This is a genomic window from Providencia vermicola, assembly GCF_010748935.1.
GTDB classification, from domain to species: Bacteria; Pseudomonadota; Gammaproteobacteria; order Enterobacterales; family Enterobacteriaceae; genus Providencia; species Providencia zhejiangensis.
Genome location: NZ_CP048796.1, coordinates 2556505 through 2569508 on the forward strand (window position 1 = coordinate 2556505; position 13004 = coordinate 2569508).

Annotated in this window: 14 protein-coding genes; 10 read left to right on the top strand and 4 right to left on the bottom strand. The window is 39.0% G+C overall.

Annotated features, from left to right (window positions below; genetic code table 11):
- Window positions 1-95: 95 nt before the first annotated feature.
- From G3341_RS11385 to G3341_RS11395, 3 genes are all read left to right on the top strand, one after another.
- A complete protein-coding gene (locus G3341_RS11385; protein WP_154621834.1) occupies window positions 96-641 on the top strand; it encodes a hypothetical protein in 546 nt (181 codons plus the stop codon).
- 443 nt (window positions 642-1084) lie between these two features.
- Window positions 1085-1501 carry a structural protein gene (locus G3341_RS11390; protein ID WP_154635583.1) on the top strand — a complete coding sequence of 139 codons (417 nt, stop codon included), beginning with the start codon at window positions 1085-1087 and terminating at the stop codon, window positions 1499-1501.
- Between the two features lie 559 nt (window positions 1502-2060).
- On the top strand, window positions 2061-2657 hold the full coding sequence (locus G3341_RS11395) for a lytic polysaccharide monooxygenase (RefSeq protein WP_154623903.1): 597 nt from the start codon (window positions 2061-2063) through the stop codon (window positions 2655-2657).
- Window positions 2658-2803: 146 nt separating this feature from the next.
- On the opposite strand, the gene G3341_RS11400 is transcribed toward G3341_RS11395, so the two are convergent.
- Together G3341_RS11400 and G3341_RS11405 are read right to left on the bottom strand one after the other, a co-directional pair.
- Window positions 2804-3385, bottom strand: coding sequence for a HutD/Ves family protein (locus G3341_RS11400; RefSeq protein WP_154623904.1), 582 nt, complete (start codon window positions 3383-3385; stop codon window positions 2804-2806).
- Window positions 3386-3484: 99 nt separating this feature from the next.
- On the bottom strand, window positions 3485-4909 hold the full coding sequence (locus G3341_RS11405) for a PLP-dependent aminotransferase family protein (RefSeq protein ID WP_154623905.1): 1425 nt from the start codon (window positions 4907-4909) through the stop codon (window positions 3485-3487).
- Between the two features lie 247 nt (window positions 4910-5156).
- Between G3341_RS11405 and G3341_RS11410 the strand changes: the two genes are divergently transcribed.
- The 6 genes from G3341_RS11410 to zinT all read left to right on the top strand — a co-directional run bounded on the left by G3341_RS11410 (window position 5157) and on the right by zinT (window position 9788).
- The gene (locus tag G3341_RS11410) at window positions 5157-6494 is read left to right on the top strand and encodes a cytochrome ubiquinol oxidase subunit I (RefSeq protein WP_154623906.1); all 1338 of its coding nucleotides are present in this window, start codon (window positions 5157-5159) and stop codon (window positions 6492-6494) included.
- Window positions 6484-7494 (top strand): cytochrome d ubiquinol oxidase subunit II, encoded by a 1011-nt coding sequence (gene cydB, locus G3341_RS11415; RefSeq protein ID WP_154623907.1) that lies wholly within the window; start codon window positions 6484-6486, stop codon window positions 7492-7494. Before G3341_RS11410 ends, cydB begins: the two co-directional genes overlap by 11 nt.
- Window positions 7451-7630, top strand: a complete 180-nt coding sequence (locus G3341_RS11420) for a DUF2474 domain-containing protein (RefSeq protein ID WP_154623908.1) — start codon at window positions 7451-7453, stop codon at window positions 7628-7630. The genes cydB and G3341_RS11420 overlap by 44 nt, the downstream gene beginning before the upstream one ends.
- A 161-nt stretch (window positions 7631-7791) precedes the next feature.
- A complete protein-coding gene (locus G3341_RS11425; protein WP_163861943.1) occupies window positions 7792-8631 on the top strand; it encodes a siderophore-interacting protein in 840 nt (279 codons plus the stop codon).
- A gap of 154 nt (window positions 8632-8785) precedes the next feature.
- Complete coding sequence (locus G3341_RS11430) at window positions 8786-8962, top strand: hypothetical protein (protein WP_163860441.1); 177 nt, start codon at window positions 8786-8788, stop codon at window positions 8960-8962.
- A gap of 181 nt (window positions 8963-9143) precedes the next feature.
- Window positions 9144-9788 carry a metal-binding protein ZinT gene (zinT, locus tag G3341_RS11435; RefSeq protein ID WP_154623909.1) on the top strand — a complete coding sequence of 215 codons (645 nt, stop codon included), beginning with the start codon at window positions 9144-9146 and terminating at the stop codon, window positions 9786-9788.
- Between the two features lie 61 nt (window positions 9789-9849).
- Here the strand turns inward: zinT and phoH are convergent, their stop codons facing one another.
- Window positions 9850-10635, bottom strand: coding sequence for a phosphate starvation-inducible protein PhoH (gene phoH, locus G3341_RS11440; protein ID WP_154623910.1), 786 nt, complete (start codon window positions 10633-10635; stop codon window positions 9850-9852).
- Window positions 10636-11146: 511 nt separating this feature from the next.
- On the opposite strand from phoH, the gene G3341_RS11445 reads away from it, so the two are divergent.
- On the top strand, window positions 11147-11692 hold the full coding sequence (locus G3341_RS11445; protein WP_163861946.1) for a toxin-antitoxin system YwqK family antitoxin: 546 nt from the start codon (window positions 11147-11149) through the stop codon (window positions 11690-11692).
- An 80-nt stretch (window positions 11693-11772) separates the two neighbouring features.
- Here G3341_RS11445 and G3341_RS11450 read toward each other — a convergent pair whose 3' ends face one another.
- Window positions 11773-12759 carry an endonuclease gene (locus G3341_RS11450; RefSeq protein WP_410241965.1) on the bottom strand — a complete coding sequence of 329 codons (987 nt, stop codon included), beginning with the start codon at window positions 12757-12759 and terminating at the stop codon, window positions 11773-11775.
- Window positions 12760-13004: the final 245 nt, after the last annotated feature.

Sequence of the window (13004 nt, forward strand, 5' to 3'; positions counted from 1 at the left end):
GACCACCGTTAAATAGGAAGTGGTATGAGCATAAACCACTTATCCGTTTATTTAACACTCAAACATTAATTTATTTAAAAGTAAGGGGTATTAAAATGAGTACAACATTTATTGAAAATAACAGCATTGCATTTGCAAGTAATAATAATGGCGAGTCTTGGCAAATCTCACAAAAGAAAGGTATGCTGACGGGGATTACTGGTGCGGTATCAGGCCTAGGTGCAACAGTTAAACTTAAAGGTGATATGACTTTTGATATTATAAGTCTAGAGTCTTCGTCAACCTACAATAAATTACTCAATGAGTATAAGTTTGGTGGAGGCGTTTCAGGCTTCTTTACATGGATTGGGCTTAGCGTTAATGCTGAAGTTCATAAGGAAGAAATTCATGAGGTGCTCGAACAATTACAGAACTCTCAGAAAGTGACTGGTCGAGTGACTATTGATATGAACGTGACAGGTTTATATCCTAATGTCGAAGTCACTGCTATGGCTTATGTTAATGTTCTCCAAATTGAAAACTCAACAGGTAATACATTTAGAATTGCGAGTGCAGGTAACCCTATTGATGATACGGGTGCGACAGATGAGAATGGTAATGACCTACCAACAAAAGACAATAACTCAGTAATTTATTTATAATGTACAGGTTAATTTTTATTTATGCTTTAATAAATAACTAATATGACCTCATACATATTTAATTATGAGTTTATTATATTAATCTATCTACTGTCATATTGCTCAATGAGCAATTACCATTTGCTCATTGAGCTTTATATTTCATTGATTTTCGCGCCAACACAGATTTATTTTATAGATAAAATTCGTCATCAAAAATAGAAGGAGAAATAAAACGAACATATGATTAACTTTAAAAATCGAATGTACTTTATTCAATGGCAGCGAGCTAATTTAACCCAAAAGTCAAATAAAACACTACATAAGACTCGTGTGTTTCGACATTTAAGCGGCCTCTATTATTAAGACAATATCTTTTTAAATATTGTCAATCATTACTTTAATGAAAATTTAATTCTAAATCTAACTGTATTAATTTTTTCGCAATTTGGAGTAAGTTAAAAATGAAAAAAATGTCTCGAGGTGTACGAAATAATAACCCTGGTAATATCAATTACAATGAGGCTCATTATTGGAAAGGACAGCTACCACATGATAGTTCTATTGAAGATAAATTTTGTCGTTTTGAATCTCCGGAATATGGTGTTCGGGCATTATTCGCCTTACTTCGTACCTATCAACGTAGATACTCACTACAAACCGTATCGCAATTAATCACACGATGGGCACCACCCGATGAAAATAATACAGATGATTATGTTCATTATGTTGCTCAAAGTTTAAATGTGTCCCCTGATACGTTTATTAACCTTGAAAACAAAACCATTTTAATCAATCTTTCGACGTCAATCATTAAGTATGAAAACAACTCACAACCTTATGATGAATTAATTTTTGAAAAGGCATGGGGTTTACTGTAATGAATGTCTTAAAGCATCTAACGATGTGTATTTTAAACTGATGATTTAGTATTCCAAGTGGAGAGCTTTCAGCTGTTTTTGAGTTTAAGTGATTTTTAGAAAATTTATTTATGACATTTTAAACTATTGGCAGTTTTACTTATCTGAACCTGTTGATATATATCTCAGTTTACAGAATATAATGGAGAGAGTGGATAAATTAATTAATAGACAATCGATTGATTATCTGTAATTGTTTTTCCACTGCTCAACAAGTTAAAAAACGAATATCGCCATCAATCAGGGTTCGGAACATAATAACACAAACCGTATAGTGATTTTTGAAAAAACATGATTAACCTAAAATTATAACTACTTATTCATTTTTCAAAAAACCATTAATTTGTTTTTTATTTAAAACAATATTGCTATTTATATTGCTACTTGAATCAAGACCAATATAAGTAATGATATTTTACTATTTTAAAATAGTAAAAAACCATAGAGAGGCGCTGACCTCATCGTTCTTAATCACTTTTAAAATATTTTTTGATAAATATATAATATAAGGGCACTTCTGATGAAAAAGACATTTATCACTCTATCGGTGTTATCTATCTCAACAACCACATTAGCTTATGATACGACCTCCCGCCACGGTTATATTGATAATCCACCCAGCCGAGCATATCTCTGTTCATCAATGGGGAATAATCTCAATAAAATGTGTGGCGCCGTCCAGTATGAACCTCAGTCGGTTGAAGGAGCAAAAGGGTTTCCAGATAGTGGCCCTAGAGATGGGGAAATCGCCAGTGGTGGCAATGCGAATTTTTCTACATTAAATGAACAAACTGCTCAGCGTTGGCATAAAGTCGATATCCGTAGTGGAAGAAATATATTTTCTTGGTCATTAACCGCGCCACACAGAACCACATCATGGCAATTTTTTATCACTAAGCCAGATTGGCAACAAAATAAACCTTTAACGCGTGCTGATTTTGATCTAAAACCATTTTGTGAACAATATGATAATGGGAATATCCCAATAAATAGAGTGAAAATAGACTGTAATATTCCAGAACGCACGGGGTATCAGGTTATTCTCGGTGTTTGGACTATTGCTGATACCTCTAATGCATTCTATCAGGTTATCGATGCCAATATGTCAGCTAAATAATGCGTATTTATAGAGTATTATTTAAATAACGCGTTGTTTAAATAATCCGCTAAACAATGCGTTATTTGAAAACTAACTTAAGAGCATAAAAACGTTTTAATATGATGAGAAAACCATTATTGGAAAGTAGATATTTTCCCCTCTACTTATAGCTTATTAACCGAATATGCGGTGATATCAAGCCATATTAATTTGCTACCCGCCTCGCTGGGAGTCAGATGCCCTTCACCAATATCGGGCAACCACCACCCTCCTTGGTTTACTTTCATGCTATTACAATTCGCACCAAACACATCCCATTCACCCGCTAATACATATACCATGCCAGCCTGTCCTATTGGTAAACGATGTTCCTGAGTAATAATTTGACTCGTCACCGACCAGCGTTCAGGATTAAATAAAAGATTGAGTAAGCGAACAGATGAACCTTGTAATTCAAGCTTGGCAAGCTGCTGGGCAGGAGCATAAAAAGTATCGCCAATTTTGGCCATTGAATGCCTCTGTTGTTGACAATCAACAATCGACAAATTGCCGTTATCAAGAGAAACACAAAGACGTTTCCCTTTTGTGTATTGCTTTAAATAATTCGAATCGCTAACCTGCGAAAGACTTGCTCGTAGTGAGAAGTCAGATGCGACAGGCCAACAAAAAATTTCGGCATTAGTACCATAACTCTCTTGCCATTCTTCGATCGGTAACTCAGTCGCATCAAAACATTTAATTTTCATACATTCCCCCGAGCAATCGCTGTCCATTAACTTTCGTTTCTCGTATTAAGAGTGGCAAAGTTAACCGCCCAAGGCAATGTTCCTACATGTAAAGTGTGACTAGCCGCGTTTCTCAGCAATCAACGAATGGCATAAACGACCCAGAGTTTTCATTGCCTGTTCCAACTGCTCATTCCAAGTGAATGACGCATTTAATCTAAATGCATGATTGAACTGATCACTGGTTGAGAACATGCTGCCTGGAGCAATACTGATTCCCTCTTTAAGTGCGAGCTGATAAAGGTGTATCGCATTAAATGGAGGTTCAAATTCTAACCATAAGAAATAGCCACCTTTTGGTGTATTCACTTTGACTGAGGATGGCATATATTGTGCTATAGCGCCTAACATTTGATGTTGGCGTTGCTCCATCGTTTGCCGTAGCTTACGTAAATGATTGTCATATCCACCTTGAGTAAGGTATTCCGCAATGGCAAGCTGGGTTGGCACACTGGCAGATACTGTACTCATCATTTGTAAATGTTGAATCTTGCTCGCATGCTTACCGGCAGCCACCCAACCGACACGGTAGCCTGGTGCTAAACATTTTGAAAATGACGAACAATGAAAAAAATTGCCTTTCACATCGAGGGCTTTAGCGGGTATTGGTTGTTGATTACCAAAATAAAGCTCGCCATACACATCATCTTCAATGAGAACAATTTGATTCTTGTTGAGGATCTCCACCAGCCTTTTTTTATTGGCAGGTGGCATTGTGCCTCCTAACGGGTTCTGATAATGAGTCATGAGCCAACACGCTTTGATTGGATATTTTGCCGCAATATCTTCCAGCGCATCCAAATCAATACCAAACAAAGGATCTGTTTTAATTGCGATTGCTTTTAATTTGAGGCGCTCAATCGCTTGCAATGAACCATAAAAGGCCGGTGATTCAATAACAACCCAATCACCAGGTTGGGTCACTGACTGTAAACTCAGCACTAACGATTCCATCGCTCCTGCGGTGATCACTATCTCATCGGGAGCCACGTGGATCCCTTGGCTAGCGTATCGCTGAGCAATATTTCGTCGTAATTGTTCATTACCCGGCGGTAAATTGGCTGTTGTATTAAATCTTGCTAAACGACGAGCTACTGAGGCTAGTGTTTTTCCTAGTTTAGGCTCATCAAGTAGTGCGGGTTCAGGGAAAGCCGAACCAAATGGAACAATATCAGGATCCTTACAAGCTTGTAGGACACCAAAAATCGACGCATTGATTTCTACATTTTCATTAAGATGTAGTCCTTTACCGCCTTTTGCCGCAGCGAAATTGGTATTTCTGCGGGCAACATAATATCCCGATTGTGGCCGTGCGGCTATCCAACCTTGGCTTTCAAGTAATTGATAAGCTTGCACTACTGTCATCAAGCTCAATCCAGACTGTTTTACACTTTCCCTAAGTGACGGTAACCTATCACCAACTTGCCAGATATTATCTTCAATCTGTTGGCGTATTTGTGCAGCCAGTTGTTCGTATCGCGTCATACCCGCCTCAACTGTTATAGTTAATAACTAAAAAATTGTTACTATTATAGTTTATCGTCTCATGTTCTACTTATCCATACATTTACCTGACTTTTTTCACTATAAGCACAATGCATTTTTCGATAGGTTTGCGATTTGTCACAAACCAACAGTTTTAATCGGTAATTTTGCTATGGATAGCACCGTTATTGTTGGCTGAATATCAAACATGCAGCGTGCGCATTATCAATTCCAATCAGGGGTCAATATGTTTGGACTAACTGCGCTGGAACTGGCTCGTATTCAATTTGCGTTTACAGTCTCGTTCCATATTATTTTCCCAGCGATCACCATTGGGCTCGCGAGTTTCCTTGCGGTACTCGAAGGCTTATGGCTGAAAACTCGGGATAAGGACTATATAAAATTATTTCATTTCTGGTCGAAAGTTTTTGCGGTCAATTTCGGTATGGGAGTGGTGTCTGGTTTGGTAATGGCATACCAATTCGGCACTAACTGGAGCTTTTTTTCCGATTTTGCCGGTAGTGTGACTGGACCTTTATTAACATACGAAGTACTTACTGCCTTTTTTCTTGAGGCAGGATTTCTCGGTGTCATGTTATTCGGCATGAACCGTGTTGGGGAAAAATTACATTTCTTTGCGACCTGTATGGTTGCTCTCGGGACGATTATCTCAACTTTTTGGATCCTTGCATCCAACAGCTTTATGCAAACGCCACAAGGATTTGAAATTGTTGATAACCGTATCGTCCCCGTTGATTGGTTAGCCGTTATTTTCAATCCCTCTTTCCCTTATCGCTTATTGCATATGACAACGGCGGCCTTCCTCGCGGCGGCATTTTTCATAGGGGCGTCAGCGGCATGGCACCTGCTTAAAGGCAATCGCTCTTCCGCCATGAAGAAAATGTTTTCCATGTCACTATGGTTAATCTTAATTTTAGCACCTCTTCAAGCGCTCATTGGTGATGCTCATGGATTAAATACATTGAAACATCAACCCGTTAAAGTCGCCGCGATGGAAGGACATTGGGAGAATAAACCCGGTGAAGCTACCCCATTGATCCTGTTCGGTATTCCTAATATGGAAAAAGAGAAAACTGAATATGCGCTCGAAATTCCCTATCTTGCGAGCATCATTTTGACACACAGCTTGGATAAGCAAGTTCCCGCGTTAAAAGATTATCCCCCCGAAGATAGACCGAATGTGTTTATGGTGTTCTGGTCATTTCGTGTCATGGTTGGGCTGGGTTTATTGATGATCGCCGCTGGCGTTTGGGGATTATGGTTGCGCTACCGTAAAAATCTTTATGAATCAAAAACCTTCTTACGTTTTATGTTTATCATGGCACCCTCTGGTTTGATCGCTATTTTAGCCGGTTGGTTTACCACAGAGATAGGACGTCAGCCTTGGGTCGTCTATGGATTACAAAGGACATCCGATGCCGTCAGTGCTCATGGCGAAATGCATATGAGTATCAGTCTATTAGCATTCTTTATTGTTTACGGTAGTGTTTTTGGTATTGGCTATATGTACATGATGAAATTAATTCGCAAAGGGATCCAGGAGGATACAACTCATGGGCATTGATTTACCACTTATTTGGTTTGTCATCATTGTATTCAGTATTTTGATGTACATTGTTATGGATGGTTTCGATTTAGGGATTGGTATCTTATACCCAGCCCTGAAAGATAGCCAAGATCGCGACTTGATGATGAACAGTGTCGCGCCTGTGTGGGATGGCAATGAAACATGGCTAGTATTAGGTGGTGCGGGTTTATTTGGTGCCTTCCCCCTCGCCTATGCCATTGTACTGGATGCGCTATCGATTCCTCTCACCTTTATGCTATTGGCCTTGATTTTCCGAGGGGTTGCTTTTGAGTTTCGTTTCCGAGCCGATGAATCACACCGCAAGCATTGGGATCATGCCTTTATCTGGGGTTCTATCTTTGCCACTTTTGTACAAGGTGTTGTTGTTGGTGCCTTTATTCAAGGTTTCCATGTCGAAAACCGTGTTTACATGGGAGGCTATTTTGATTGGTTCTCACCATTCCCATTATTCTGTGGTTTCGGCTTAGTTATTGCTTATGCCCTACTCGCTTGTGGCTGGCTGATTATGAAAACCGAAGGACACTTACGACAAACAATGTACCGTTTATTACGCCCATTAACGTTATTAATGCTTGCCGTGATCGCGGTCATTAGTGCATGGACGCCTGTCCTTAATGAGGCTATTTATCAGCGCTGGTTTAGCCTTCCAAACCTATTCTTCTTCCTACCAGTACCGTTATTAGTCCTTGGTTGTGTCTATATCATGTTAATCAGTGCCAAACGCAAACGGTCAGACAGCGTGCCTTTTTTAGCGGCCTTAACATTGATTTTCCTTGGCTTTACTGGTTTAGGCATCAGTATCTGGCCAAACCTGATCCCACCTGCGATTAGCTTCCGTGATGCCGCAGGACCAATGGAAAGTTTAGGCTTCATGCTGGTTGGCGCACTGTTTATTATCCCTATTATTTTGGTTTACACCTATTGGAGTTACTATGTCTTCAGAGGAAAAATTACCCCAGACCAAGGCTACCACTAATCACACTGTTTCATCGCCATGGTGGAAAAAAATAGGTTGGATGGCAATAATTTGGTTTGGGAGTGTCCTAGCGTTATTTGCCTTCTCATCCCTATTTAGGCTGTTAATGACCGCCGCGGGAATGAAAGTGAAATAAATTTCGTTGTTTGGAATGCCGTATTGTGTCAAATACGGCATTTTTTTACTCTAAAAATGTTTGGTTTTCGGTGATTTATATTCAAGAAAAGCATGATATGATAATGATAACAATTCCCAAATAATAATTTTATCATTATCATTAATAAAAGGAGACCGCCTGTGGCAAATGACAAACCAGTCGAAAAAAATATTTACCGCCCGGCGCCACCACAGCTGATTCAGGTCAAATCTGTTACCGATATTAGCCCTTCAATTCGTAGTATCACTTTCACTGGCGAACGGCTTGGTGACTATCCAACCCAATGTGAAGGTGGCCATATTAAAATTTTCCTTGCCCCCGATTTAAAAAGCCAGCCTGCATTACCTATCCTCAGTGAACATGGCCGTAGTTGGCCTACCGATAAGCCGCGTCCGTTTGTTCGTACCTACACGGTGCGTGCGATCCGTCCGGAAGTGAAAGAAATAGATATTGAGTTCGCCATGCATGACGGTAATGAAGGTCCTGCTTACTTGTTCGCTCGTGATGCTGTAGAAGGTAACTGGATGGGAATAACCAACCCAGGTGGCCCAGACCCATTATTACCGCATAGCCAGCATTATTTTATGGCTGGAGACTCTAGCTCCTTGCCCGCCATTGCAGCCTTACTGGAAAAAATGCATGCAAAAGCAACCGGTAAAGTGGTTTTACGTTTAGACCACCCAGACGATATGCGTGAATTAATCAAACCAGCAGGGATTGAGGTGATATGGGTTTGTGGCGGCATCAACAAAACTGAAGAATTAATCAATACCTTCAAATCTTGGGATATTCCCTCTGAAGATGCTTCATTTTGGATCGCTGGCGAAGACCAAATAATTCGCGATTTACGCCGCTTTGTACGTCGTGATAAAGGCTTTGGTCGTGAAAGCATTTATGCTATTCCTTATTGGCGTTATGGCTATGATGAGGAAGGTTATCATCAAGAAAGACATCACGTCATGGATAACCCTGACGATTAAGAAGTAACAATAGCGAATAACATGAAAGTGATGGTTATTACCATCACTTTTTCTATAGCGCAATGCGTGTCAATATGTGCTTTATTCTGTCACTCACTTTTCAATAATTATCATGTGATCTATTGTATTTGCTTAACTTTAAGAAGGAGTTCTTATGCGTATAGGATTATTAACCGCTTTGATAGTCGTCCTTTCAGGATGCTCAACCCCCTCCCCTGATGATAAAAAAGAGGTTCAAGTAAAGAGCGACCCATATGAAGATAGCGTGCTAAATACGATCAAAAAAAATCAGGACATTTATAAAAAACAACAAGAAAGCAAACCTAGATAATCAATGACTCATTTATCAATTATCAAAGGAAAAGATTTATTGCACTCTTTTCCTTTTATTTCAAATGATTAGACATATTCCCATAAATTCTATTTATTCAAATTTAAAAATAAATTTTTGCACCCAATAAATGTTATGTTATAACATAATGGAATTCATTTATGACTATGGGAACATTTCAATGATTAACAAACCCTTTATTGCTATTGCTCTGAGTCTCAGCTCACTATTGATGAGTGTTAATGCTCTAGCCCACAGCCATGCACATCCTCAGTCAGAAAAAGCCAAACAAGCCAGCAAAGGCTTTTTTGATGATGCAGATGTCAAAGATAGAAAACTCAGTGATTGGGATGGGATATGGGAATCTATTAACCCGCTGTTATTGTCAGGGAAATTAGATCCTGTTTTAGAACATAAAGCAAAAACCAATAAAGATAAAACGATTGAAGAATATCGCGATTATTATAAAAAAGGTTATAAAACAGACGTCGATAATATTAGTATTGAAAACAATATCATTGAATTTAGCCAAAATGGTCATGTCAGCCGCTGCGAATATCATTATTCAGGATTTAAGATCTTACAGTATGCATCAGGTAAGAAAGGCGTTCGCTATTTATTTGAATGCCAAGATGCGGCATCGAAAGCCCCTAAATATATTCAATTTAGTGACCATATTATAGAACCGCAACCTTCAGGTCATTTCCATCTTTATATGGGGAATGAATCCCATGAAAAATTATTACAACAAATGGATAACTGGCCGACTTATTACCCATATTCGCTAAATGATGAACAAATTGTTCATGAAATGCTACACCACTAATTGGCATTAATACTTTAAATAGCCCCAGCGAGCTAATTCGCCGCTGGGGCTTAACAAGCTATTAATGGCTATAAGCTAATAATGCACGATGACACAGTGTCGAACGAACACAATCATCAACTGAAAAATTCACCATCGAGACCATTTCATCGCTGCTAAAACGTTGCAATGCATCGGCCAACCCCGATATGACCCCTTCAGGTAAATCACACTGAGTCACATCACCATTCACAATTACGGTGACATTTTCCCCCAGCCGCGTCAAAAACATCTTCATTTGGCTAACGGTGACATTTTGCGCTTCATCTAAAATCACAATGGCATTTTCAAACGTACGACCACGCATGTAAGCAAATGGCGCAATTTCAACTTTCGCAATTTCAGGCCGCAAACAGTATTGTAAAAAGGAGCTGCCAAGCCTTTTCACTAATACGTCATAGACAGGACGGAAATATGGCGCAAATTTGTCAGCCATATCTCCGGGCAGGAAGCCTAGGTCTTCCTCTGCTTGTAAAACAGGTCGTGTGACAATAATTTTATTGATATCTTTATTAATTAACGCGTCAGCCGCCAATGCGGTACTAATATAAGTTTTACCGCAGCCAGCTTCACCATTAGCGAAAATTAACTGTTTATGTTTAATGGAATTAATATAGAGCTTTTGAGCATCATTACGTGGAGTAATTGGCGACATATCACGTCGTTCTTTTGCCATGCCGATTGGCTCAATCCCAGTAAAATCAGCAAAAGAGGATACACTTGCCATTTCGTAACGACCAGCGCGTTCTTTACGTAATGAACGTTTCATTTCACGGCGCGTCTTTGTTGCAGCTTTCTGTCTACTCATAGTATTAACCCTTCCAGGTATCGTTAAAGTCAATTCAAATGACGGACTATTCAGAACAGAGAGGAGCTCCCTTCAAGCTCATGTTGGTTGAACATGCAATAAAAAAACCGGTTACTTATCTCACCATGACAACAACATGATGGAGTAGTAACCGGTCTTGTGCGCATACAAACAAAGACTTAGTTCCCATTAGTTCCTCCCTGCTAGGTTATACCCGTAAACTAATGAATTTCTATGACACTATTATGACAAAATCGATAAAACTTAAATGCTTTGGCTATTATTGAGTTACGCTTATTCCTATTACCCGACTATAACTCTGCCTTCACGTTGTATGCAACAATAAATTAACATTTTTCTCACTGCGTATTTAATTTGTGTTTTAGTCTAGCTTAAGAAAATTCTGACTGATATCTGGCTTATTATGACTATAGTTTATTGATACTTATTGGAAAAAACATTATTTATCACTACTTAAGTAAAATTTCATACCTCTATCAATAGGGATATTATGCTAAAGCTAAATCTATTAAAACCAACATTATCCTTTTCATTCGCTTTGCTTATTTCGGGTTGTCAGCTACTCACACCAACCTCCTCTCAATCAGATTTGAATGCTCTCAATGAGCTTAAAGGCTACGAATTCCCTTCAACTCAAGTACCTAAAGGTACACCGAATGGCCCTTATGAGTTCCACTATGATAATGGTCAATTAGAGTCAAAAAGCTGGGTGAAGAATGGTTGTTTAGATCGTTATCTTGAATACTTCTATGAAAATGGCAAAACGAAAATGTATACGCCAATTCAAAATTGTCAGGTCAATGGACTGGTGAAAATATATCATGAAGATGGGCGTAAAGATCTCGAAATGACCGCAAGCAATGGGAAATTAACGGGTCCATTTAAAGTTTATCATGATACCAAAAGCAACAAACTTCAGGCTTCTGGTGTATTTAAAAATGGTGAACCTCAAGGTACTATTTCAGAATTTGATGAGAATGGCCAGTTAATCCAAAAATTTAATGTCATCAATGGCAAGATAGTGACTGCACAATAAACGTAAAAATCCCCCAACCAATATAATTGGGGGATCCTTTACTGAGAAGATAAAACTAAAATGCCCTTTACCTGATGACGTTAAGGTTTGCAGTTACCTGCTAATTCATATCCCGCAGCTTGTGCCGCAGATTCATCAACAAACATTACCGCATTTTTATCTGCCGTGGTTTTAAAACCAGAACAATGTGACAAATGGTATTTATGCGAATTACGATTTCCTTTTACCTGCGTCGTGGCTTTAGGCGTTTCCGCTTTTAATGCCTTTGTCATTGGTTGTGATGACGCCTTTTCGGGTGTCTTTATCCCTTGCCCGCTATTTTTATGCCCTAATTCCCATTTCATTTCTCCTGTCACGAATGGATTATGGTGTCCCATCACTGCGGCAATACGTTGGTCACGTTGTTTTTCCCATTGGCTCGGTGGATATTGTTTATCCCAAGCCATCAATAATTGCTGCTGCTGACGAGACATGGAAAGATTATAGCGATCGTGCATATAGAAATAGACACGTGCAACTTGCCCTTTGACTTCATTACGAGGTTCAAAAACGCGCTGTTGAAAATCCACCCGACTACGACACTGCCCATAAACATACGCGGCATTTGCGGGTAGCTGAGCATAACTATAATTACTACGGTCACCATTAACTTCACCTATTGATGGTGCTAAGTTATGCATATCCGCTTCCATTTTGCGAAAAATAGCATCTGTTGACACACAATTTTTACGCCCACCATTTTGCCAACATTGTCTTTGATGACCAAAAACCCATGCTGGAACAATATGCTCCCATTCGATGCGTTGCGCTCGATTTTGTTGTTTGCGCACTTGATAACCACATGAGGCTAAATCGACTACCCCCCCACTTTTTCCTGCCCAGTTCCATTCACATCCACAATATAGCGTTCCCTCTCCTTGATGGTTTTGATCCATATACACTTTGGTTTTACTTAAGACTTTTGCTTCATCAAATGTAGCTGGAGCTGCGATAAGTGGGAATGTAAATAACAATAATAAAAATGATAGCACCCATTTTGGGCACCAAAAAACATCTGTTCTACTCAAAATAACACCACTGATGGTTTAAGATTAAACGATTAACATAGATGCTTTACTGCATCCCGTAATATACTGCATATTTTCTGAGCGCAGCTTCAGTTAGCTAAATATAAGCTTTTTTGTCGTGAATGAATATTAGAGGCACACTATTTTACAATTAAAGAATACTCCCAATAGGGCATCATATACTGATATTAAAGCAATTTGATAATCACAATTATCTTAATCGTCGGTAGTGTCTGTCTATTAAT